The sequence below is a fragment of the Bacillus coreaensis genome, from assembly GCF_050586445.1.
GTDB classification, from domain to species: domain Bacteria; phylum Bacillota; class Bacilli; order Bacillales; family Cytobacillaceae; genus Robertmurraya_A; species Robertmurraya_A coreaensis.
This window is the reverse complement of the sequence record NZ_JBOCCY010000003.1, coordinates 120320-142869: the sequence shown is the minus strand read 5'-3', so window position 1 is coordinate 142869 and position 22550 is coordinate 120320. Positions and strand designations below refer to the sequence as shown.

The 22550-nt window shown below is 37.5% G+C and carries 30 protein-coding genes, 2 pseudogenes and 2 riboswitches; of the genes and pseudogenes, 15 read left to right on the top strand and 17 right to left on the bottom strand.

The window, feature by feature from the left end; genetic code table 11:
• The 7 genes from ACQ5H4_RS06735 to ACQ5H4_RS06705 all read right to left on the bottom strand — a co-directional run bounded on the left by ACQ5H4_RS06735 (position 1) and on the right by ACQ5H4_RS06705 (position 4926).
• A complete protein-coding gene (locus ACQ5H4_RS06735) occupies positions 1-384 on the bottom strand; it encodes a (2Fe-2S) ferredoxin domain-containing protein (protein WP_430774191.1) in 384 nt (127 codons plus the stop codon).
• 112 nt (positions 385-496) lie between these two features.
• A riboswitch (cobalamin riboswitch) is annotated at positions 497-683 on the bottom strand.
• 139 nt (positions 684-822) lie between these two features.
• Positions 823-1015: riboswitch (cobalamin riboswitch) on the bottom strand.
• A 163-nt stretch (positions 1016-1178) separates the two neighbouring features.
• The gene (locus ACQ5H4_RS06730; RefSeq protein ID WP_430774190.1) at positions 1179-2411 is read right to left on the bottom strand and encodes a multidrug effflux MFS transporter; all 1233 of its coding nucleotides are present in this window, start codon (positions 2409-2411) and stop codon (positions 1179-1181) included.
• 286 nt (positions 2412-2697) lie between these two features.
• Positions 2698-3051, bottom strand: coding sequence for a putative zinc-binding protein (locus ACQ5H4_RS06725; RefSeq protein ID WP_430774189.1), 354 nt, complete (start codon positions 3049-3051; stop codon positions 2698-2700).
• Between the two features lie 333 nt (positions 3052-3384).
• A complete protein-coding gene (locus ACQ5H4_RS06720; RefSeq protein WP_430774188.1) occupies positions 3385-3642 on the bottom strand; it encodes a hypothetical protein in 258 nt (85 codons plus the stop codon).
• Positions 3643-3653: 11 nt separating this feature from the next.
• Positions 3654-3833 (bottom strand): hypothetical protein, encoded by a 180-nt coding sequence (locus tag ACQ5H4_RS06715; protein ID WP_430774187.1) that lies wholly within the window; start codon positions 3831-3833, stop codon positions 3654-3656.
• Positions 3830-4174: a MerR family transcriptional regulator gene (locus ACQ5H4_RS06710; protein WP_430774186.1), complete on the bottom strand. Its 345-nt coding sequence runs from the start codon at positions 4172-4174 to the stop codon at positions 3830-3832. Before ACQ5H4_RS06710 ends, ACQ5H4_RS06715 begins: the two co-directional genes overlap by 4 nt.
• A gap of 101 nt (positions 4175-4275) precedes the next feature.
• Complete coding sequence (locus ACQ5H4_RS06705; RefSeq protein WP_430774185.1) at positions 4276-4926, bottom strand: YdeI/OmpD-associated family protein; 651 nt, start codon at positions 4924-4926, stop codon at positions 4276-4278.
• A 168-nt stretch (positions 4927-5094) separates the two neighbouring features.
• Between ACQ5H4_RS06705 and ACQ5H4_RS06700 the strand changes: the two genes are divergently transcribed.
• From ACQ5H4_RS06700 to ACQ5H4_RS06670, 7 genes and pseudogenes are all read left to right on the top strand, one after another.
• Positions 5095-5517, top strand: a complete 423-nt coding sequence (locus tag ACQ5H4_RS06700) for a BlaI/MecI/CopY family transcriptional regulator (protein ID WP_430774184.1) — start codon at positions 5095-5097, stop codon at positions 5515-5517.
• Positions 5517-6371: a M56 family metallopeptidase gene (locus ACQ5H4_RS06695; protein WP_430774183.1), complete on the top strand. Its 855-nt coding sequence runs from the start codon at positions 5517-5519 to the stop codon at positions 6369-6371. The genes ACQ5H4_RS06700 and ACQ5H4_RS06695 overlap by 1 nt, the downstream gene beginning before the upstream one ends.
• Positions 6372-6430: 59 nt before the next feature.
• Entirely contained in the window at positions 6431-6835 is a 405-nt protein-coding gene (locus tag ACQ5H4_RS06690; protein ID WP_430774182.1) for a DoxX family protein, read from the top strand.
• 21 nt (positions 6836-6856) lie between these two features.
• Positions 6857-7024 carry a putative periplasmic lipoprotein gene (locus tag ACQ5H4_RS06685; RefSeq protein ID WP_430774181.1) on the top strand — a complete coding sequence of 56 codons (168 nt, stop codon included), beginning with the start codon at positions 6857-6859 and terminating at the stop codon, positions 7022-7024.
• Between the two features lie 15 nt (positions 7025-7039).
• Positions 7040-7369 (top strand): annotated as a pseudogene (locus tag ACQ5H4_RS06680) (redoxin domain-containing protein); the annotation flags it as partial.
• Positions 7370-7486: 117 nt separating this feature from the next.
• Entirely contained in the window at positions 7487-8257 is a 771-nt protein-coding gene (locus ACQ5H4_RS06675) for a TerC family protein (protein ID WP_430774180.1), read from the top strand.
• A 38-nt stretch (positions 8258-8295) separates the two neighbouring features.
• Complete coding sequence (locus ACQ5H4_RS06670) at positions 8296-8958, top strand: phosphatase PAP2 family protein (RefSeq protein ID WP_430774179.1); 663 nt, start codon at positions 8296-8298, stop codon at positions 8956-8958.
• 18 nt (positions 8959-8976) lie between these two features.
• On the opposite strand, the gene guaC is transcribed toward ACQ5H4_RS06670, so the two are convergent.
• Positions 8977-9960, bottom strand: a complete 984-nt coding sequence (guaC, locus tag ACQ5H4_RS06665) for a GMP reductase (RefSeq protein WP_430774178.1) — start codon at positions 9958-9960, stop codon at positions 8977-8979.
• A 162-nt stretch (positions 9961-10122) separates the two neighbouring features.
• Between guaC and ACQ5H4_RS06660 the strand changes: the two genes are divergently transcribed.
• Together ACQ5H4_RS06660 and ACQ5H4_RS06655 are read left to right on the top strand one after the other, a co-directional pair.
• Positions 10123-10935 carry an EcsC family protein gene (locus ACQ5H4_RS06660; RefSeq protein WP_430774373.1) on the top strand — a complete coding sequence of 271 codons (813 nt, stop codon included), beginning with the start codon at positions 10123-10125 and terminating at the stop codon, positions 10933-10935.
• A gap of 135 nt (positions 10936-11070) precedes the next feature.
• The gene (locus ACQ5H4_RS06655; protein ID WP_430774372.1) at positions 11071-11826 is read left to right on the top strand and encodes a YqcI/YcgG family protein; all 756 of its coding nucleotides are present in this window, start codon (positions 11071-11073) and stop codon (positions 11824-11826) included.
• Positions 11827-11856: 30 nt separating this feature from the next.
• Here ACQ5H4_RS06655 and ACQ5H4_RS06650 read toward each other — a convergent pair whose 3' ends face one another.
• On the bottom strand, positions 11857-12429 hold the full coding sequence (locus ACQ5H4_RS06650) for a cysteine hydrolase family protein (protein WP_430774177.1): 573 nt from the start codon (positions 12427-12429) through the stop codon (positions 11857-11859).
• A 125-nt stretch (positions 12430-12554) separates the two neighbouring features.
• Here ACQ5H4_RS06650 and ACQ5H4_RS06645 point away from each other — a divergent pair, with 125 nt between their 5' ends.
• Complete coding sequence (locus ACQ5H4_RS06645; protein WP_430774176.1) at positions 12555-12746, top strand: gamma-type small acid-soluble spore protein; 192 nt, start codon at positions 12555-12557, stop codon at positions 12744-12746.
• 401 nt (positions 12747-13147) lie between these two features.
• Complete coding sequence (locus ACQ5H4_RS06640) at positions 13148-13273, top strand: hypothetical protein (RefSeq protein ID WP_430774175.1); 126 nt, start codon at positions 13148-13150, stop codon at positions 13271-13273.
• A gap of 42 nt (positions 13274-13315) precedes the next feature.
• Here the strand turns inward: ACQ5H4_RS06640 and ACQ5H4_RS06635 are convergent, their stop codons facing one another.
• Positions 13316-13837, bottom strand: coding sequence for a DUF3231 family protein (locus tag ACQ5H4_RS06635; protein ID WP_430774371.1), 522 nt, complete (start codon positions 13835-13837; stop codon positions 13316-13318).
• Positions 13838-13846: 9 nt separating this feature from the next.
• Positions 13847-14314: pseudogene (locus tag ACQ5H4_RS06630) on the bottom strand (DUF3231 family protein); the annotation flags it as partial.
• 275 nt (positions 14315-14589) lie between these two features.
• On the opposite strand from ACQ5H4_RS06630, the gene ACQ5H4_RS06625 reads away from it, so the two are divergent.
• Positions 14590-15063 (top strand): YhcN/YlaJ family sporulation lipoprotein, encoded by a 474-nt coding sequence (locus ACQ5H4_RS06625; RefSeq protein ID WP_430774370.1) that lies wholly within the window; start codon positions 14590-14592, stop codon positions 15061-15063.
• A 90-nt stretch (positions 15064-15153) separates the two neighbouring features.
• On the opposite strand, the gene ACQ5H4_RS06620 is transcribed toward ACQ5H4_RS06625, so the two are convergent.
• The 3 genes from ACQ5H4_RS06620 to ACQ5H4_RS06610 all read right to left on the bottom strand — a co-directional run bounded on the left by ACQ5H4_RS06620 (position 15154) and on the right by ACQ5H4_RS06610 (position 18016).
• Positions 15154-15885 carry a ZIP family metal transporter gene (locus tag ACQ5H4_RS06620; RefSeq protein ID WP_430774174.1) on the bottom strand — a complete coding sequence of 244 codons (732 nt, stop codon included), beginning with the start codon at positions 15883-15885 and terminating at the stop codon, positions 15154-15156.
• A gap of 99 nt (positions 15886-15984) precedes the next feature.
• Entirely contained in the window at positions 15985-17448 is a 1464-nt protein-coding gene (locus ACQ5H4_RS06615) for a potassium/proton antiporter (protein ID WP_430774173.1), read from the bottom strand.
• Between the two features lie 13 nt (positions 17449-17461).
• Positions 17462-18016 (bottom strand): tyrosine-type recombinase/integrase, encoded by a 555-nt coding sequence (locus tag ACQ5H4_RS06610; protein ID WP_430774172.1) that lies wholly within the window; start codon positions 18014-18016, stop codon positions 17462-17464.
• Positions 18017-18156: 140 nt separating this feature from the next.
• On the opposite strand from ACQ5H4_RS06610, the gene ACQ5H4_RS06605 reads away from it, so the two are divergent.
• A complete protein-coding gene (locus tag ACQ5H4_RS06605) occupies positions 18157-19041 on the top strand; it encodes a YitT family protein (RefSeq protein ID WP_430774171.1) in 885 nt (294 codons plus the stop codon).
• A 43-nt stretch (positions 19042-19084) separates the two neighbouring features.
• On the opposite strand, the gene ACQ5H4_RS06600 is transcribed toward ACQ5H4_RS06605, so the two are convergent.
• Positions 19085-19756 (bottom strand): SOS response-associated peptidase, encoded by a 672-nt coding sequence (locus tag ACQ5H4_RS06600; RefSeq protein ID WP_430774170.1) that lies wholly within the window; start codon positions 19754-19756, stop codon positions 19085-19087.
• A 142-nt stretch (positions 19757-19898) separates the two neighbouring features.
• Between ACQ5H4_RS06600 and ACQ5H4_RS06595 the strand changes: the two genes are divergently transcribed.
• Complete coding sequence (locus ACQ5H4_RS06595) at positions 19899-20651, top strand: PAS domain S-box protein (protein ID WP_430774169.1); 753 nt, start codon at positions 19899-19901, stop codon at positions 20649-20651.
• A 43-nt stretch (positions 20652-20694) separates the two neighbouring features.
• On the opposite strand, the gene ACQ5H4_RS06590 is transcribed toward ACQ5H4_RS06595, so the two are convergent.
• Positions 20695-21567 (bottom strand): PP2C family protein-serine/threonine phosphatase, encoded by an 873-nt coding sequence (locus tag ACQ5H4_RS06590; protein WP_430774168.1) that lies wholly within the window; start codon positions 21565-21567, stop codon positions 20695-20697.
• Positions 21568-21822: 255 nt separating this feature from the next.
• Between ACQ5H4_RS06590 and ACQ5H4_RS06585 the strand changes: the two genes are divergently transcribed.
• Complete coding sequence (locus ACQ5H4_RS06585) at positions 21823-22200, top strand: hypothetical protein (RefSeq protein ID WP_430774167.1); 378 nt, start codon at positions 21823-21825, stop codon at positions 22198-22200.
• Positions 22201-22248: 48 nt separating this feature from the next.
• Here the strand turns inward: ACQ5H4_RS06585 and ACQ5H4_RS06580 are convergent, their stop codons facing one another.
• A complete protein-coding gene (locus ACQ5H4_RS06580) occupies positions 22249-22503 on the bottom strand; it encodes a GNAT family N-acetyltransferase (RefSeq protein WP_430774369.1) in 255 nt (84 codons plus the stop codon).
• Positions 22504-22550 lie beyond the last annotated feature (47 nt).

Here is a 22550-nt window from a genome sequence, read left to right as displayed (position 1 = left end):
TCATACCTCTTCTTTCACTTTTTTCGAAATTCCCTCAATACTATCTGAGTTTTCAGGTGCTACGAAGCCTTCCTGGTCGTATGTATAAATAACAGATTCTTCTAGTATCTTTCCTTGAGCGAGATGACTCCGTACGATTTCTCGTCCCGTGTCCTCTGTAAGTGCCTTATACCAGATGCCTTCTGGATAAACGATGGTGACACAAGCATCCTTGCATCTTCCATTGCATCTCGTTCTTGTTGTATGAATCTTGTCGTCCAACTCCAACTGCTTAATTTCATCACGAATCGCTTGCGTTACTTCTTCTCCCCCTTTTCTCATGCAACTACTTCCATTGCAAATCAAGATGTGATGCTTTGTCCCCTTTAAATTCCATGTTGTCATGTTTTCCATTTCCTTACATTTTTTGTAATAAAAAAGCACCCCTACAAATAGAGGTGCATAAGAACATACGGAATGTAGATCTTTCTACACATCTACCTATAGTCCCGTAGGTATGTGACACACTTTATAGGCAGGTCTCCTGGCTCTGGTTCCTTGCTTTTGTTACGTCTTCCCGATTTTACTCAGTGACCATTTGTAACAAAGCTCCCCAATACAGTGGCGGGTACCGCGACGGCTTTTCACCGTGCTTCCCTTTTAAGCAAAAGTTTTTCTTTTGCACCTATCAAGTAAACTATGAAGTTATCAACCCAATGAATGATTTCCATAAAAAAATCCGCTCAAAGGGAATGAGCGGATGAAACGAAAGCACGAAAAGACAAATAGAATAACAGAGTCTATTCTCACCATCGAAACACCTTCTCTATTCCCGGAGAAACTGAAACGTTTAAAAGTAAGACAGGTTTCCTGACTTGTGCTTCTTCCTACTTTAAGACCTTCCCATATCCATACGAATCACGTATGCACACAGTGGATTTCTTATTTTGTCCACACATACAGTTGCGGGTACAGCTCTGGATTTTCACCAGATTCCCTATTAAGCCATCTTGGCATCTTAACTTTCTGGAAAACTATTCAATTAAGCTAGATTCTATATTAGATGAAACGTTCTTATTTTTCAACTACTAATATCACAAACATGACAGATTTACTAGTCTAACCAATTTTACATGAATGACCACCATTAGATGTTTAAAAAAGAAAAGACACTACCCTATTTGGATAGCGTCTATATATTATACTGAGATTTTACTAGGTTCTTCGATAGATGGTTTAACAACGGAAGCCTTTCGTACCAAAAGAAAATATGATAGAAAAGCTAAAAAGCTAGCACCAAAGATAATGGAGCCCATCGGTATGGCAGAATTCTCACCTGCAATCCCTACAAGTGGTGAAGAGATAGAGCCTAGGATAAATGGTAATAATCCTAATAAGGCCGATGCACTACCAGCAATATGGCCTTGTGACTCCATAGCAAGAGAAAACGATGTGGTTCCAATAATCCCGATCGATGCAACGAGGAAGAAGATAGGAATAACAACCATAATTAATGGAGCCTTTAGTAATAACGACACAAGAAGAATGGCACCTGATACATTTGAAATGGTCAGACCTATGACTAAAAATGTCTTTTCCGATACCACGTCTACGAACTTCCCTACTGCCTGGCTTCCAAGAATCAAGCCAATTCCGTTCAATCCGAATAATAAACTAAATACTTGAGGTGAAACACCATAAATATTTTGATAAACAAACGGTGTACCAGATACATAAGCAAAGATCCCAGCAACAATAAATCCTTGTGTGAAGGCATATCCCGTAAACTGACGATCTTTTAATAAAGTTCCAAAGTTTCTAAATGTTTGCCCAATATTACTTGGTACACGCTTCTCCGCTGGTAGTGATTCTTCCAGCTTGGAAATGACCGTGAAAAATAAAACTAGACCGACAACACTTAAAACGACAAACACTCCCGTCCAATTTGTAAAGGCTAGAATTGCGCCACCTGCAACAGGAGCGATAATAGGACCTAGATTACTTACTAATGTTAATAACGCAAAAAACTTCGTTAATTCTCTACCGTTAAACTTATCCCGAACGACGGCTCTAGAAATAACGATACCACCTGCTGCTGAAAATCCTTGCAAGAAACGTGCAGCAATAAAGAAATAAATATTTGGGGCAAATGCACAAATAGCAGAGGCAATTAAATACATAATAAGGAATATTAATAATGGTTTTTTCCGTCCCTGCACATCACTCATTGGGCCGATAATTAATTGCCCTAATCCTAAACCTAACAAACAAGAAGTTAAACTAATTTGTACGAAAGATGCCGTTGTACCTAACTCTTCTACAATAGTCGGAAAAGAAGGCAAATACATATCGATGGTAAACGGACCTAAGATTGCCAGAGACCCTAGAAGCAATGCCAGCTGTATACGCTTTGTACCTGTTAAATTGTTCAAGTTCCTCTCGCCTTTCTTTTTAATATGAAGATTCATAATTTCCTAAGTTTGTAACTTAACCATTCTATAACATTGCCTTGCTAAAGTAAATTGTTTCGGTCATTGAAATATATAATAATTTTGGGATTATATTTATTAAGATTTTGTATGCGGTTACATCGAAGGAACTAGCAGGTATCATTACTTGTGATATGGTGGCTCAAGTTGGGGTTTAGAGTGAAATTGGTTCGGTTATGAATATAAAAGCAAAAAGGATTTGTCCCCCTTGGAACAGATCCTTTTTAAATTAAATTAGCTCTACTATTCTCTCATATGTATTCATAAAGACATCTAAGTCTGGGTCTTCTCCTTTTTTCTTTGCCACATGAAAATTAGATAAGTCAAAATGATGGGTTGGTTGAACAGCATGCCTTGCGAGACAGTTTTTTGTACAGGCCAACGGACAGCCATCAATGGCGATGATTGGCCTCCCTGATTTCGCAGTTTTTACAAGTGGCTTAACATCTCCTCCAACTCCAGCGATGCAAGACATTTCGGCAATCTCCTCCCGATCCATTTTGATGGCGATTAAGTTTGCAGTTTGTGCAGCTGAAGAACAACCTGAGCATGAATATACCAATGGCAAATGCGTTCTTTTCATTAGAATTCCTCCTTTTCAATATTTTTTTTCAAACTGTTCTGATTTTTATTAACTGTAAAGGAAAATGTTGGTTGGATTCTGTGAAAAATGTTACTTTTTTTACACATATTTTTGGCACGACAAATCACAACAAACACTACGTGACAAGAATCGACTGGATTTAGGCATATTGGACTTAGGATATCCTAACTACTAAGTTATTTTAAGATAAATATTTCGGGAAATAAATATCTTATGAAAAACCTGGTTGTACAAAGATTGTACAACCAGGTTTTTGTGTAGAGATAGAAAATTTGTAGTTGGAAATTATTAATGAAGACCGTAAGCGCTAGTTTACTTCATCGCTTCTGTCTGCACACGCTCTAGAAACTCTATCACCACATTATAATTACTTTTCTTCCCAGCAAGCTTCAGCATCGCTCTTCCTACAAAATTGACCCCTTTGTTCTCCCCTTCATAAATCAGTCTTGTGTGTGAATCATCAACCTTTATAAGTGTAAAAGTTAGGGTGACTTCAAAGGCTTTTCCTAACACAAACTGAATTTGTTTTTTCTTTTCCTCTTCCCTGTTTTCATAAATGAGTGTATCCACTATATAGGTTTCTAGTCTTTTCCCTCTCGATAGGTTTGTCGATGCTTGGCTCCTGCTTCAGTTTCACTTTTTTCAATTAAAATATGTTCTTCTACTTTTGGCATGATTCTCTTGATATTTTTATCTGAAAATAGATTCCATACCTTTTCGATATTGGTAGGTATCACTTTTTCTTCCTTCCACTGTATCATTCGCTTTCCTCCTTGCCTGAGCCTAAAAATCCATCTATTTCTTCAACTTGCAACTGAAGTTCGTGGATTTGCTGCAGTATATTTCTTTTCTTTTGTATTAATAATGTTTCTAGATTCGCAAAGGATTCGTCCTCCATCACGGAGATCATTTCTTGGATAGTGAATCCTAATTTTTTAAGCTTTGTTAATAGAGTGGCTAAAAAGATACTTCCATCGTCATAGTAGCGATAATTGTTTTTTGGATCTATAAAAGTGGGCTCTAGAAGCTTCACTTCTGCATAATAACGAAGGGTTTCCTTGCTTAATCCTGTTAACTCCGCAAATTCACTGATTTTATACATTTCGTCCTCCCACCTTTAGGATAAACTGTGGGGTGTACAACACAGTCAATAATTTTTTCTAAAAAAAAACGAATGAGCATCTCTCTCATTCGTCATTCTATTTATTTCTTCTGTTGTTTATACAAATCCATGGTTTTATAGCCTTGCGAAAGGACTTCAACCATTTCCCCGCGGCGCTTATCTCTTGTTTGTTGCTGTTTCGCTGAAAAAATATATCTTGCCCAGTCTTTTCGATATCCCGGGGTCAAGCTTTGGTAAAATGCAAGCTCGTTTGGTGTCTCTGCTAATAAAACTTCCACATCTGTGAAATTGTCCTCATAGTCTGCTACACATTGACTGGCAGCCGGAGTTTTCTTTACTTTCTTTTTCTCACGCTTTAAGCCAACAACAGTAAACACGTCATCCATACTAACCATGCGTCCAAATTTAATGTCACTCTCAGCAATATAACCATCCTCCCCAACATTCATCGCAGGAAAGATATCGTCTCTATGTACATAAGTACTATATCGTTTATTCCCCTTTTTCGGATAGGCAAAGAAAAGATAGCCTTTTTCAAGTAATAGTTGATCCTTAATAACATGTTGTGTATAATCGAACATTTCGTCCAATGTTTCAATAAAGATAAAAATCGCATCATGATCTTTAGATAATTCCGTAGGATAACCTGTAAAAACTTCATAATCACTAGGTTGTTTAATTATTGCCATGTTAGTGTATTTATCTAGTTTTAATTTATCGATGATTGACATAGTTAACTCCCTTCTCTTTCGGCATTAAAATATATATAGTAAATGTAAATATAAAAATCATTATTAGTTATATCATACAATTTCTGAAGTAGATATCTATTAATAGGATGTTTTTCACTTGATTCTCTTTTTATTTCACACTACAATCAGTAGTGGAAGGTGATTAGATTGTCTATTAAACGATTTAAGTACAATGAGGAAGGTCTTTCGCGTTTCTTTGGTCCATTAGAAGCTAGAATTATGGAGCTTTTTTGGGATAGTAAGCAAGGTGAGTTCAGTATTAAAGAAGTCCAGCAAAGCCTTGATTCTGAAAAAAATATTAATTTTAATACTGTCATGACGGTCATGAATCGACTTGTAGATAAAGGGGTGCTAAAAAAACGTGCGAGTGGCCGTGTGTCCCTTTTCAGACCTATCCAAACAAAAGAGGAATTTTTGGAAGAACAGTCCAAAAAACTGACTGAAAATTTACTCGATGAATTTGGGGGAGTTGTGATCAGTCACATGATTGATTCCCTCACCGACGTGGATGATAAGTTACTAAATAAACTAGAACAAAAAATTCAACAATTAAAAAAGGACAAGTTATAATGTGGTGGAAAAAGAAATCACTCTACCTACTTCTACTTAGCCTTGGGTTAGCGACTCTAATATGGGTTCAAATGGGTATGTTTCTTACCCATTTGATTTTTGGAACACAGCTTAAAATGAATTTTTTTAAATTTTGTTTAACCTTATTTATGGAAGATTCCTTCTATTATTTTTTAGTTATATTTCTCGTTAATACCCTTTTGACCTATATTTTTTTAATAACCGTAATAAAAATAGGTAGACAAGTTATCGAGTCTAAAAGGTTTTCAAAACGATTATTGGAAGCCAAGGATTACGAGTTAAGCTCGTTGATTCGAACTACGTATGGTCATAATGAAAATTTAATCGTTGTCAAAAGTAGTTCCGTACTCGCCTTCACCATGGGGTATTTAAAACCTACAATCGTTCTATCAACCAGTTTAATCCAGATACTTGAAAAAGATGAGTTAAGAGCTGTGATTGAGCACGAGACCTCTCATAAAAACAATCATGATCCGTTAAAGGTCTTTTTGTTAGAGCTCATCGCACAGTCTTTGTGGTTTATTCCGCTAACCCGGTGGTGTCAACAAAACTATAGTATCATTAGTGAAATTCTGGCTGATGAGTATGCGGTAAGAAAAATGGGGTCAGAAATGGAGTTAAGCACCGCTTTAATCAAGTTAATTAAGTATCATGTTTCAGTGAAGAATCCCCCTTCTATGGTCCATTTTTCTGGTGGGTCTATTAACTTCCGACTGCAGCAATTAGTCGAACCAAACGAAGCAATTCCAATTAAATTGACCACAAAAACCATCTTCATTTCGGTGCACGTGTTGCTTTTTTTCATAGGCATGGTATTTCTTACTACTGCCTAATCTTTTTCGGGTTTTACACTACAATATGTAGTTTGAAAATATTGAGAGGAGAATGAATAATGAACAAACATGAAATGGGAGCACTTCTATTAAGGGTTGTGCTTGGTATTACCTTCTTTGTCCATGGATTAGCCAAAATACAAGGAGGAATTGAAAATACGGCTGGCTGGTTTTCTAGTATAGGTCTGCCAGGAACACTTGCTTATGTAGTTACTGGAATTGAACTCATTGGTGGTGTCGCCTTAATCGTTGGACTAGGAACGAAAATGGTTTCAGCCCTGTTTGCACTTATTATGTTAGGTGCCATTGTAAAAGTGAAAATTGGCGCAGGATTTATGGGAGGATATGAATTAGACGTTGTTTTACTCGCTATCGCTGTCTTTTTATCAATTACTGGCAGCTCTATGTTCAGTCTGGATTCAAAAATCCCCACGAAAGAAACGCAAGCTCAAACTCAAATATAAAGACAAGGTTATGGTGTAACAATGAAAACAAAACGATTTTTTATTCTATTAGCTTTCGTCCTTTTATTAACCGGTTGCGGACAAGAGAAAATGGAAGGAACGATGTCTTTAGTTGACCAAAATAACAAGGAGATCACGTTCCCACAAGAGAAACCAACATTATTCTTTTTTATCACCACCTATACCTGAACGCACTGCCAACAGCAGCTGGTTCAGCTGCATGAAAATCTCTCGCAATTAGAAGAGTTAGATGTGAATATGTATATCGTAAGCGGTGATACCCCAGATGAACAATTGAAGTTATATCAGGCTATAGTCGACATGTTCGGGAGAAGCATCCCTTTTATATCTGACCCTAAGCTAGAATTAATTGATTTATTTGGGATGAAAAATGATGACATGGCTTATAGAGGCTATGGTATGTTAAACAGTGATGGTGAGGTTGTGTTTCATACGATTAATGACCTTTGGGGTGAGGAGTTTGACGAAACCTTGAAGGAAATAAATAAAGAGTATCAATTACTTGAAAAGTAACCTTTTGCCGCAGGAGCTCCTGCGGCTTTTCATTTGAAATGGACCGTATATTAATTTTAATTAAAGCCAAAGTAACTCATATCAGGAGTTACTATAGAGATTAGGAGTTGATTTTACATGGACACTGCCCTTTTACTTGAATATCTATGGGTTTTAATTGTGTTAATCGGATTAGAAGGAATCTTGGCAGCAGATAATGCATTAGTCATTGCCATTATGGTCAAACATTTACCGGAAGAAAGGCGAAAAAAAGCTTTATTTTACGGCTTAGCTGGTGCATTTATCTTTCGCTTTGGTTCGTTATTTATCATTTCCTTTTTAGTCGATGTGTGGCAGGTACAAGCTATCGGTTCTCTTTATCTACTATTTATTTCCTTCAATCACATTTTTAAGAAATTTGTTTTAAGAAAGGGAGAAAATAAGAAAACGGGAGATGAAAAGCAAGGTTCAGGTTTCTGGATGACTGTGTTAAAAGTTGAATTAGCCGATTTAGCTTTTGCCGTAGATGCGATTTTAGCTGCGGTTGCTTTTGCCGTTGCTCTCCCTGAAACGCCACTACCTCCTATTGGGGGATTAGATGGTGGACAATTTTTAGTGATCTTGGCAGGTGGAATCATCGGTTTAGTGATTATGAGATTTGCCGCTAATTTCTTTGTAGGGATTCTTCATAAAAAACCTGGGCTTGAAACGGCCGCTTTCTTTATCGTCGGTTGGGTGGGTGTTAAATTGGCAGTATACACCCTTGCTCACCCTGATTTAGGTTATCTACCAAAGGCATTTCCTAAATCAACAGAATGGAAACTAACATTTTGGTCCGTTCTGTTATTAATAGCCGTTTTAGGCTGGTTTCTTTCTAAAGAAAAAGTTGCTGAGGAACCCGGTAAGTAAACTTTAAAAACGCTATTATGAAAAAAATGGAGTACTACATGAAATTAAAAATACAACTTCTCATTGCATTTCTAATAAGCCTAGTCTCTTTACTAGCATTTAGTGTAATGGCAATTTTAGTAAAGAAGAATACCATTGTCTCTTTTGATAGCAAAATTATTTCCTTTGTTCAAGGATTGGAATCTCCATGGTTAACCTCCATTATGCGATTTTTCACGTTTATTGGTGATACGATTCCGGTGATTATTTTGTCTCTAGTCAGTATCATTCTTCTTTACAAGGTTCTCAATCACCGAGCTGAGCTTATTCTATTTATAACGGTAATCTTAGGTGCGAATATTCTTTTTCTCACGTTAAAGATGTTCTTTCAACGGGCAAGACCTGATTTGCATCGTTTAGCGGAAGCGACTAATTATAGCTTTCCAAGTGGTCATGCGACTATGGCTTTCTCCTTATATGGAGTTCTAACCTTTATTTTATGGCGTCATATCAATACGTCCTTCAAAAGGACGATTCACATAATTGTGAGTAGTATCGTTATCCTTTCCATAGGTATAAGTCGAATTTACCTCGGTGTTCATTATCCAAGTGACATTTTAGCGGGCTATTTTATCAGTGCTTTTTGGCTTACGTTAGCTATTGGATTTTTCCAGCGATATATGGATAAAAGAAAAAGGAAAGTGAGCAGCCCATCTGGGTAATGCTCACTTTCCTTTTTGTTAGTATACCTTATCTCCGTTAAAGATCGAGTTCTTCACAATTACATAATCGACTGTTCGAATCGCTGACAGCTTGTTTCCACCTGCATAGGAAATGGATGATTGTAAATCTTGTTCCATTTCAATCAACGTGTCCTCTAATGACCCTCTAAATTCCACGTGCATTTTCTTTCCTTCGACATTTTTTCGTTCACCCTTCTGAAATTCAGAGGCAGATCCGAAATACTCCTTAAACTTTTTCCCATCTTTCTCAACAGTTTCTCCTGGCGATTCTTCATGTCCCGCAAAGAGCGAACCTATCATAACCATGGATGCACCAAAGCGAATCGATTTGGCAATATCTCCGTGAGTGCGAATCCCCCCATCTGCAATAATGGGTTTACTAGCGGCTTTCGCACACCATCGTAAGGCCGCTAATTGCCAACCACCTGTTCCGAAGCCTGTTTTTATTTTCGTAATACAAACTTTCCCTGGTCCAATTCCAACCTTCGTCGCGTCCGCACCTGCATTCTCCAACTCTCTTACTGCCTCTGGTGTACCCACATTGCCTGCAATTACAAAGCTATTAGGTAAATGATTCTTAATGTGGTGAATCATATTAATTACTGCATTCGAATGACCATGCGCAATATCAATCGTTATAAACTCTGGGGACAAATTGTCCTTTGCTAGTTGTTCAATAAACGGATACTCCTCTTCCTTTACACCTACACTTATCGAAGCGTATAACCCACGAGCTTTCATATCTTTTATAAAATGTATTCGCGTTTCTGGTTGAAAACGATGCATAATGTAAAAATAGTTATTTTTTGCTAAAAATACGGATATTTTTTCATCAACAATCGTCTGCATATTCGCAGGCACCACCGGCAATCGAAACGTATGACCGCCAAACGTCACACTCGTATCACACTCCGTTCGGCTGTTAACAATCGATTTGTTTGGAATTAATTGTATGTCTTCATAATCAAATACGTTATCCATCACTATCACCTCTATGTATTGAATAAGCTTAGTATGGCCTTTCCCCTTTTAATCATGAAAGATAGTTTTGAAACCTTTTTTCAGGTAATTCCGTATCTAATGATTAGAACAATGATGAATAAGAAAAACTGAGGAAAATGGAGAAGGACAAGGATGATTATTTTGGAAAAGAATGAAGAATTAAAAAAAGAGCTAGCTATAATTGAAAATTGGGAACAGGACCAAGGGAATTTGTGGATTTGGGAACGACTTGGAAGACTTCCTTTTAAATTACTAGACAAAATTACCCCACAGTTTGTTCACAATAAAGTGGGAGTTTTATTAGATGAAGTTGGAAATTACATTCAAACTGGTGGAAAATATTTAGTATCGGAAAAACAGCTTTTTGAGCTCATCGAAAAAGAAACTAACCAATCAATAGAGAGCATAGCGGAGATAAAAGAAATCCCTCTTTCCACTATGAAAACGGTAAGTCAAAAATTAACGGAAAACCGGAAAAAGGTCGCAACGTTCCAAGGAGCAACAACAGGGATCGGAGGAATCTTCACCCTCGCGATTGATGTACCCGCGCTTTTAGCCATCTCATTAAAAACACTGCAAGAAATCGCAATCATCCACGGGTACGATCCAAACGAAAAAAGCGAGCGAATCTTTATCATCAAGTGTTTACAATTTTCATCAGCTGATATTGTTGGAAAAAAGGCGATTCTCAAGGAGTTATCCAACTACTACCAAAACGGCAATCAATCGGGTGAGATGATGTCTCAGCTTCAAGGCTGGCGAGAAGTCGTGTATACATACCGAGATCAATTTGGATGGAAAAAACTATTTCAAATGGTCCCTATCGCAGGAATGGTATTCGGCGCCTTTACCAATCGCTCGATGATTAATGACCTAGCAGAAGTGGGAGTTATGTTGTATCGAAAAAGAAGAATTATGGAGCGATTGGGAGTTACTACTGAAGAACAGGCGTAAGGATGGTTGGATTTTGGAGTCGAAGCATGATGGATGGTCTTCATCGCTTGGTCTTCATAATCGCCCAATTTCTCTAGGACATTCATCGAGCAAAAGCTTTTAGGAATATAGTATATAAGCTTTTGTGAGGTGATCATTATCAAAGGTTTATATAAAGATGAAGTGATATTACGAGAACAACTAGCCCCATGGGAAAGAAATGCTCTCGAAAAATTCGACGCAAAAATGACGGATAAAGAAAGACCCTTCCCTTGCATACCAGCTACTATTGGGTATTCCACTAATCAACTTCGCTATGGATTTGTAGGTGATCCAAGGAGGGATTCCACGGTACATGCACTAGCAGAACTATTAGTGAGGTTCACTGAAGAATCAAAGGGATTTGGTAACTTTACGTCACTTATTGTTTTTTATGAAATTCCAAAAGAAGTAGAAAAATCATATACAGTGGAACAGTTTGAACAACTATTTTGGCAACAATTAGGTGGTCTTTCTGTTATTGACGGGATGGAGTGGCCTAAAGACATTCCCACTGACCCTCATGATTCGGTCTGGGAGTTTTGTTTCCACGGGGAAAAATACTTTATGTATTGTGCCACCCCATCACACCAAAATCGACAAAGCCGGCATTTTGATACGATGATGCTCGCAATTACCCCAAGATGGGTTTTACAAGAATTTAGTAAAAATGAATCATATGCCAAAAATATTAAAAAGCAGGTACGTAAACGCCTTGCGATGTACGATTTTATTTCCATCCACCCCGATTTAAATAGCTATGGGTCAGAAGATAATTTTGAGTGGAGACAATATTTCTTACGCGATGATGATACGTCATTATCCAAATGTCCCTACCACCGCTTCATAAATTTGTTTAAGCTAGATAAATAGCGCAGAGCTCCCCTGCGCTTTACATATGTATTAAAGCTGATCGAGTTGATTAATAATTTCATTGGTTGTTAAAATCGTAGCAAATTCCTTTTGGAGCATCGCCAATTCAAGTTCCTGAATGGTATCAGCAGAGTGTTTTTTTCCTTTGTGATCCGTAATCTCAAAAGCCGCGATCGCATCTGAAACAAGATAGGTTTGAAAACCGAGGTTCCCACTCATTCTTGTAGTGGTCGAAACGCAATGCTGTGTAGAAAGTCCTGTGATAACAACTGTTTTTATATTCTGCTCATTTAAATACGTTTCCAACTCTGTTCCTATAAAAGCACTGTTCACCTGTTTCGTGAAAACTGTTTCATTAGGTTTAGGGTTAATTATCTCTTTAAACTCAGTTCCTTCTTTGTTCGTATGGTGTAAAGGTGATTGGGGTTGAATGGATAGATGCTTCGAGTAAAAGATGGTCCCCTTCCTCTTCCTCCACTCCTCTTGTAACCGAGCTATGTTTTCCTCTGCCTTTGGGTTGTTCCTATTGCCCCAGTATGGATCATCAAATCCTTTTTGAACATCTAGAATGAGTAACGCTGGTAAATTAATTAATTTTGCCATTGGATGACTCCTATCTTGATAAACTTTTTCTACAACTTACATTGTTTGCAAGTTAAGACCCTTCCATTACATAATTTTATCTTTAACAAGAAAGAGTAAGAGTAGAGGCATTAGGAGGTCATTTCATGGATAAGGATTATACAGAGGTTGGAACAGATATCAATGAAGTTAAAAGGAAAAATGCGGAATCAGGTTTGTCTTATAATGAGATGAAAGCGTTACTATCTCAAACAGGCGGAAAAGGAACTAGTCAGTACAGTAATACAGATATAGAAGAAATCAAAAGAAGATTTCACGGAGAAGACATCCAATCATAGTCGGATGTCTCAGATTGTCGACAAAAGGCAGTTCAACTTCTCGCTACCTTTTGTCATTTTTTTGATTGGAGAATTGTAGGAAAAGGACTGATTTCCGCTCCAATCAGCAGGTATACTCTTAAAAATTTGACTCAAAACCTATGAAATACACTTTTAGAGTCATCGTCAAGCACCTTGCCAAGTCTAAGTAACCAGTTTCTTTAAATTCATGAAAGCAGATGGCCAATGTTATTGTAACAGGACTCCTTTATGACATGAGATCCGTTGGAAAGATGTTTTAATATTTTATATTATAGTGGAAAATGTTTGGGTGTTTGGAGGACGTTCTAAACAAGAATGGTTAATATATAGGATGAAAATAGCCAATAATAATTTCGACTACATAGAAAGGAGTGAAACTCTTGACCAACCGAAACGATAACCGCGAACGTAAAAATAAGTATCCGAACAATAAAAAGCAAGATACAGAATTCTCAAAGGAAAAAGACATTCGAAGCGAAATGACAAAGAAAGATTTAAATAAATAATACAAAAACGCTTGGGTGCTCGCTACCTAAGCGTTCTTCATTCTATTTTGTTAGTTCATCTCTGTCGATGGCATGAGGCGGCTTTTCCATCCAGCGATGTTTGATATTTATGTTTGTTCCATCTTCTGCGAACTTTCCTACCTCTGGAATTAATCGAGCATACATAGCAGCAATATCTCTTCTTGGCGATAGCGACATCGCCACCCCGTAGTTCCCCATTCCAGCCGCACTTAATAGACCTACATGAAACATTATGAGTTTTTCTGAAAATGGTAAATCGGTTGAGCCTGTTACTTCTTGGTCCCATGTCATAGGAGCTGGAAGAAAATTAGAGTGAAGATACTCACTAAAGAGGGTAATGTGTTTTTTACATATCTCAACTCCTCTTATCATATAGTCCCTAATTTCTTCTTGTTTTGCTACCTGGGCTAACCCTAGACAAAAAGCCTCTCCCAGCTTGTTCGTTTGTATATTGGCATATAAATGTGTGACTTCTAGTCCGGTCAAGGGTCTTTGTTCACCAAACCAACCAGCTAAAAAGCTTTGCTTTTCTACAAATTCCACTTTTGTAGGGTAAGTTAGATTTGGTGACCTAGTTTCAAGTCCTTTCGAAAGTAAAACATTGGTTGATTCATTAAACAATTCCATCGTTGAAGAGATACAAGACATATAATATTCCCGAATATCATTTCGAAACACATTTGGTAAAACAGCACTATAAGTGGCAAGTCCTCCCTTTGTCATATGCTTCACATATTGCAGGTAAAAGGAGTCAGAAAATAATCGTTCCGCATTTGGATACACATCTTCATTGGTAAACCCACGGGGTACGGGAATTCCTTCTTCTTCAAAAATTTTCGTGATTTTTTTGATGTGTTGGGAGGATAAATCCATGGCTTGCTCTTATACCTGTTTAATTTCCAAGTCATCGATATGATTCAAGAAATATGTAAATACGCAGATAGACATACTATCTCCCATGTAGTTTGCCCATAGATTCGCTACCTCTGAGGAAGTGAGTCGTATATTATGCTTTTCCATTGTATTACCTCCGTTTCCAATAGAAGTATTTTTCTCTTTGAAGCAGCCATTCTATACGTTTTTAGTGATATTTAAACCAAACAAACCACCCGCTGTCAGCTTTTTTGGCAATAAAGATCTGACCTTGGCTTCCACTAGCAACCTTCACTTTAGGAAAATGCCAACAATTTATTTGACCATTTGTATCACCTCTTTCCTAATCTTTCCGAACTTACATAAATTCAGTCGTTTTGGTAAATCTATAATCAATAAATGGTAGGAGGGATACTATGAACATGTTCAAATGGCTTACTATCCTAACGCTGTCTTTTGTCTTAACAGCTTGCGGGGCAGATAGTGCGGCAGATGACAATAACAAAGAGGAAAATGACAGAGGAACAAAGGTTCAAAACGTAGATGATGAAAACAACGATTCTAAAATGCGTGTAGCTGACAAAGCACAGGACAAAATCGAAAATATGCAAGAAGTGCGTCATGCGAATGTGATTGTGACTGAAAATAATGCTTATGTCGCTGTTGTGTTAGAGGACAATACAAAGGGCGATGTTAGAGAGGATCTAGAGAAAAAAATTTCGGATCAAGTAAAAACAACAGACAAAGGAATTCGAAATGTTTTTGTATCTAGTAACCCAGACTTCGTTGATCGCATGGGAGATTATGGCGACAAGATTCAAAAAGGTGAACCTGTTAAAGGACTGTTTGAGGAATTTACAGAGATGGTTGAACGAGTTTTTCCTAGTGGACGATAAAATAAGGATGATGATGACATTTGCAAGACACTTGTCATCATCATCTCAAAATGGTGAGTAGTATTTATGAGTAGCCTCGATTATTCCATCTTATCGAAAAACCTCTGTCACAATAATCATAGCCACAAACCCAATAATAAATGCCCATGTTGATGCCCTTTCGTTTCCGTCTCCATGGCTTTCAGGAATCAGCTCCTTATACACCACAAATAACATAGAGCCAGCTGCAAATGCTAGTCCATACGGAATAATTGGCTCAAACGTATCCCCCAAAAATACTCCAATTAAACCTGCAGACATTTCAATAAAACCAGTTAAAGTCGCAAGCAAAATCGAACGGTAAACACTTACGTTTTGACTTAGAAGGAATAACGCAACCAAAAAACCGTCTGGGACATTCTGTAAGCCGATGGCAAATGATACAAGCGAGCCAACTTGATGATTTTCACTGGCATTACTTATCCCTACGGATAGTCCTTCAGGTAAATTATGTAGAGACATGGCTACTAGAAACAAAAAGACGACTCTATTTTTTCTTGACGGTTGCTCCGAATGCTCGAGATCAACATGCGGAATCATACTTTCCAACAAGGTTAGAACGAGTGTTCCAAACAAGATTCCAACCACCAAAACGGTTACATTTGATAGCTTAATTGCATTTGGAATTAAACCGTAGGCAGATGCAGCCACCATGATTCCCGCTGCAGATGCTAATAACACATCCTTTCCCTTGTGAGAAACATCTTTTACGAGTAAAATAGGCAAGGCACCTAAACCGGTACATAATGATGAGACAATAATTGGGAGTAAGGACATGGACAACCTCCATTTGTTTATATACCCATCATATGTATAAATTTGCCAAGCATTCTTGTAAAAAAATAGACAGCTATTCTTTCATGAATAACTGTCCGTTTTATATCAAAATTCATGATCCTTAAACATCTGTTTTAATCTTCCAATACTGGTTCTTGGTGTGAGGATGTAAAGAAGATCACCCTCTTGCAAACAAGTATCCCCTCTTGGTGTGACCAATTTATCGGAGCGAATGATGGCGTTGATCAGAACATTCTCTGGAAATAAAATGTCTACAACTTTTTTATTTACTAGTAAATCTTCTTTATGAATCTCGTACTCGATGATTTCTGCATTGGCTTTCCCTATAGAGACTAATTCCAATGAATGTGCAGGGGTCGTCTTTTTTGGTCCCGTTAGCCCTAGTTTTCCTGCAAGTAGCAAAATGGTTGACCCTTGAATCAATGCGGACGTGAACACGACGAAGAATACGACATTAAAGATGGTTTGACTATCGGCGATTCCTGCAAGCATAGGGAATGTTGCCAATACAATTGGCACCGCTCCGCGTAATCCCGCCCAAGCTACAAAGATCTTTTCTTTATGACTAAAATCCATTTTTATCGTTGAAACATATACCGCGATTGGGCGTGCTACAAAGATTAAAGCTACCGAAATGAGTATGCCTTTTATTATCACATCAGCGGTAAATAGCTGAGATGGGAAAACCAATAATCCTAGAATGATAAACATTAGGATTTGCATCATCCAGGCAAATCCTTCATTGAAACGGAAAATGGATGTTTTATAGGTTAAGTCAGAATTCCCAATAATAAGAGCTGCCACATATACAGCTAACAATCCACTAGCGTGTGCCAACGCTGTGGAGCTATAGGTCAGTAAGGCAAAAGCTACTGCGAAAATTGGATAAAGTCCACTAGAATCTAGATTTATTCGATTAATAGCCATGGTTGCTAGTTTCCCGAAGATAACACCAATAAGTAATCCCATTCCCATCTGCCAAAAGAAAGAGATGATTAGTAGGAACATGTTTGCCTCATCTATCGTCAGCAACTGTATAAACATTAAGGTTAAAAACATGGCCATAGGATCGTTCGTACCAGATTCAGCCTCCAGGGTTGCTCCAAGTTTAGGATTAATATTTTGCCCTTTTAATACTGCAAATACAGCAGCCGCATCGGTTGAACCTACGATAGATCCTATTAAAAATGCTTCCAGCCAAGGAACATCAAATAATAGGTTAACAACAACAGCTACGACGGAAGTTGTAATCAATACACCTACGGTTGCAAGAGATAACGATGGCTTCAACACTGATTTTACTGTTGTCCATCTCGTCTGCAAACCACCTTCAAACAAAATGATAATCAGTGCTAGAACACCAATTAGCTGTGCGTAAGTAGCATTATCGAAATAGATGATTCCTAACCCATCACTTCCAACAATCATCCCTACGGCTAAAAAGAGAATTAGAGCTGGCATACCGAGTCGACTTGAGAATTTGGTTGTAATGATTCCTATAATAAGAAGTAACGAACCTAGTAAAATCGAGTAATCAATATTAATCATGTTTTTTTCCCCCTTATAAATTCACATCGATTTCAGTTTTGATTTCTTCCTCCTTTTTGATTCCTAAATATTTGAATGTCTCAGAAGATGATGTATGGTGAAAGATTTTTTGTAATAGTGCAATGGCGATTCCTTTTTTGTAGGCGTGATATCCAAAGGTCTTTCTCATGGAGTGTGTTCCGATATTCCCTTCAATCCCCACATGTTTTGCTGCTTTATTAATGATTCGATACGCCTGCTGCCTCGTGATGGGGTCATTTGTTTTAGAGGATTTGAAAACATAGTCACTATAATGATAGGAAATTGAGGAAAGATAAAGAGAAATAGCATGCTTTACTTTTGCATTTACATAAATGGGGATTTCTTGCTCTTCTCGCTCCATGAAATTCTTAATACTTCCATTTTCGTTTAAAATATCGCTCCACCTAATAATCAAAATTTCACTAATTTTTAATCCTGTATTAATTCCAAGAACAAATAATAAGTAATCTCTTGACGATTGGTCCTTCAGATACTTTTTAAGGGCTTTAATTTTCCCTGTATCACGAATCGCATCTACATATTCCATAGTGACTGATTCCCTTCTTCTGAGCATATATTTGGTAACATAACCTTATTATATTATATACTTATGTTACATACAAATATGTTGCTTTCAGGGATCTTATGTTTTGTTAATTACATATAATAGAAAAGGCGTGATGGGTTTTGACAGATTTAGCGTTAGAAAAAAGACAACACCGAAGATTATCAGCCCTTAGAATTGTTCAAAGAGGTATTTTTATAACTATCGGGGCTTTGTTGATGGCTGTAGGTTTAGAAATATTCTTGATTCCTAACCAGGTTATTGACGGGGGTGTAACCGGGGTTTCGATTATGCTTTCACATATTACTGGAATTAAATTAGGGGTCTTTCTTTTCTTACTAAACCTACCTTTTGTTTATTTAGGTTATAAGCAATTTGGAAAAACATTTGCGATTTCCACGGTGTATGGAATTATCATGTTATCCCTATTTGCAACATTCTTTCATCCAGTCCCTGCTTTTACCGATGATATCCTACTAGCAACGATTTTTGGTGGTATTTTCTTAGGGATCGGTGTGGGACTAGTTATTAGAAATGGTGGAGCACTCGATGGAACAGAAATCCTTTCGATCGTAATTAGTAAAAAGGTTCCTTTTTCCGTTGGTGAGATTGTTATGTTTATTAACTTATTCATTCTTGGTTCTGCCGGTTTTGTGTACTCCTGGGATCGTGCTATGTATTCGATCTTAGCGTACGTGATTGCTTCAAAAGCGATTGATATTGTCATTACTGGGATGGAAGAATCCAAATCGGTTTGGATCATTAGTGACTTCGCCCATGAAATCGGGGATGCCATTACGGACCGTCTTGGTAGAGGTGTTACCTTTTTACATGGAGAGGGTGCTTATACAGGCGATGATAAAAAGGTCATTTTTTGTATCATCACAAGGCTAGAAGAGTCGAAAATGACTAGTATCGTCGAAGAAATCGACCCATCTGCTTTTTTAGCGATTGCAGATATCGCTGAGGTTAGAGGCGGTAGATTTAAGAAAAAAGCAATCCACTAAAACGATAAGACCTCTTCTCATGTTTCTGAGAGAGGTCTATTTTTTACAGACTATTTATTGCTTGAAGGATGTTTGGATCTTCATTTCTCGGACTATTTACTAATGAAGATATCTCATACTTCATCATTTCCTCAGCTGGATAAGGAGTTAAGAGAGATTTTAGTAAAGAGGTATCTTGGTTATTCGGGTCTAACCACTTGTCATAGTCTTCTTTTTTTAAAATTACGGGCATTCGATCGTGAACATCCTCAGTTACACTGTTTGGTGTTGTTGTAATGATCGTGCATGTGGTTAATGTGGGCTGCCCTTCCTTTTTCCACACATCGTAAAGACCAGCTAGTGCGAATGGCTTGTCATCTTTCATAACAAACCGATATGGATGTTTCTCTTTCCCGATCTTTTTCCACTCATAAAAGCCATCGCTTAAGATCAGACATCTCCGCTGTTTGAAAGGTTGTTTAAATGATGGTTTTTCATCAATCCCTTCACTTCGAGCATTAATCATTTTATACCCTATCTTTGGATCAGCTGCCCAGTATGGAACCAAACCCCATTTGAGATACGCTCCTTTACGTACCCCTTTATTTTGTCCAATCGCTAGCACCATCTGACTTGGAGCAATATTATACCTTGGACCGAATTCCTCCAAGAATTCAAATTCAAACTGCCTCTTTAAATTATATATTTCTTCGGTTAAGGAAAATCTTCCACACAAGGAACGTTCACCCCTCTCATTAATTAATTCAATATGTATCAGTATAACGATTTTTAACCATTTTATTATTATTCAAAATTATCTTAATTCCTTGATAAATATGGTATGATACTTTACCCTTAGTTACAAGGGAGTGAACATCGTGAGTGAAGATCTTTCAAAAATAAATTACTGCCAGATCGTTGAATATTCGTTAGACCCCGTTATTATTCATACAGATTTAAAAATAATTTATATCAACCACGCAGCAGAGACTTTTTTTAGAACAACGAAAGAAGAGGTTCTAGGCCTTAGCCCACTTGATATTTTTCAAGACTTCTCCAAGGCAGCCATAAAGAAACGAATAGAATCCGCTTACGAAACACCCATGCCAGTCATTGAAGAAACCGTCTATCGAATGGATGGAACAATGGTAGATATTGACCTGTATTGTCATCCTGCCCCACTTGCCGATAAAAGAGCGATTCAATCCATCGTATGGGATATCACAGCTAGAAAAGAAAACGAAAAGTTACAAAAACAAATGCTGAAACAAATTAATGAACTGTCTGCAACCCTTGTACCTTTTTCAAATGAGATATCCGTCCTTCCCCTCGTAGGATCAATTGATGAAGACCGAGCTAGGCAGCTACTTGATACCATACCGATTAAGATACAAAAGGAAAGGGTTGAATGCCTAATCATCGATTTTTCTGGAACTTTTAATTTAGATTCCTTAGTGGCTGATACGCTCTTTAAAATCGTTCATGTTATGTCACTTCTGGGTGTACATTCCATTATTGCTGGACTGAGACCCGAATTAGCTAAGCTGGCTGTAGATCAAGGATTAAACTTGTCATCCACTCGCTCGATGGCCACCGTTAAAGACGCGATTAGTTATTATCAAGGAAGATAAAAAAGACCAAAATAGATTTTTGGTCTTTTTTTAATTTATTTAATTAGGTGTCTGAATATTCACCATTAATATCAATCACCAGCAGGCAAGTATCATCCGGTTGCCTTTGATGATTTTTGTGTTCTATTAGCAGCTGAGTTTTTACCTCTTCTATGTCTTTTTCTTGGTTAGAGACAAGAATGTGTTCAATTACCTTAAGTTGTACTCTAGGATGATCACTTATGCCCTCCATAAATCCATCTGTATATAACACGAGTCTTCCTTGTCCTTCAAAGGAAATCTCATCAGCTATGATTGGTAATTCTGCTACAAGTCCAATCGGTGGACACGTGGACGCAATAGGTACAACCGGTTCCCCTTTGACCTGCCATAGCCCTGATGGATGACCTGCATTAACATAAGTGATCCTTTTCTGTTTCGTATCGACTAAAAGATAAATGGCTGTAAAATAAAACGGGTTATCACTTCCCTCAAACATCGAATTCATATGATCAGACAGCTCCTTCATTACACTCATAGGTTCACTTACTCTCCTTAATACTCCTTGAAGATACGATTTTATCGACACACTGATAATGGATGAAGAAACTCCATGTCCCATCACATCCATAATAAATATACCGTACTGATCGCTGTCTGTTTTTGACCAATAATACAGATCGCCTGACAGTTCTTCGGACGCTTTGTAATAGGCACTGATGTTTATCCTCTCGTTATGGATAGGAAGAGGTAATGATTTTTCCTGAACCGCTCTTGCTAAGTTTAATTCTGTGAGCTTTAGTTTAAGAAGGTCTTCGTTTTCATTTCGAAATACAGTATAGGTAATTCCAACGATGATTATCGTCATAACAATAATGGCAACAAGCACCGTTACAATAACGGTCGGATAATTATACGCTAAATAAGTATGCGCCACTCTATTTTCCTCGAAACTCTATTTATTTTAGAATTCGTAATAATCTCATATTCTACCACAATGTCAAACAATGGATATAGTAATCTTGTCTTATTTTTAGTTCTTTAGTCCTAAGGCAATTGATGACTATTTTATCAAAGATTTTTCACAATCTAGCCAGGAAATTTATGGAATAAGTCAACGAATAGTTCATGGACCTTTTTTAATGTAATGGATATACATAACAAAGGTATGGAGTAAGGAGTGACCTGAAAAATGCAGGGAAAAGGAGACAAACAGGAGCAAACGAAGTTAGTATTGGAAAAACAGGTAGAAGCCAGCCTATGGATTCAGTTCTTTGCTTTACTTTCGGAAGCGATAGCAGTAACGAAACTATATGAGTTAGAGGTACAGAGGCCAGGTTCTCAGGATATTGTTACTGGCATCTGGATACAAGTGATTGGACAATTAATAGAAGCCATTGGCGTCACACAACAAAGTCTAGCAAAAGACAATAAAACCGTCCTTTCTGGGCAAAGAACCGCCATAAATGGGGATTGGTTGCAATCCATGGGGGCTGCTGTGGAGGCAACAGGCGGAGAACGTTTTATTAGAGACGAAATTGCTAGAGATAGTGAAGGGTTTATACCCTAATTTATTAATAGGGTGTAAAAAATGGTTTACACCCTTAATGTACAAATACTAGGAAAGCCCCCTTTTCATGATTTTTTGATATTTGCAATGATCATCCGTTATTCCTATCAACTCAAAGCCACTATTTTGATAAAATCGATTCAATTTATCATTGTCTGCGACACAATCCAATCTTACTCTGTCTATCTCTCTCATAGATATCCACTCAATCACTTTTTTACCAATTCCCTGACTCATGAAGGCTGGGGAAATGGCCAGTCTATGCAAGTAGACAGTATTTACAGGAAGATCATCTCCCCACAGATGTTGGTCTCATTCCCCTGCCTCATGTAAATCTGAAAAACTCATAC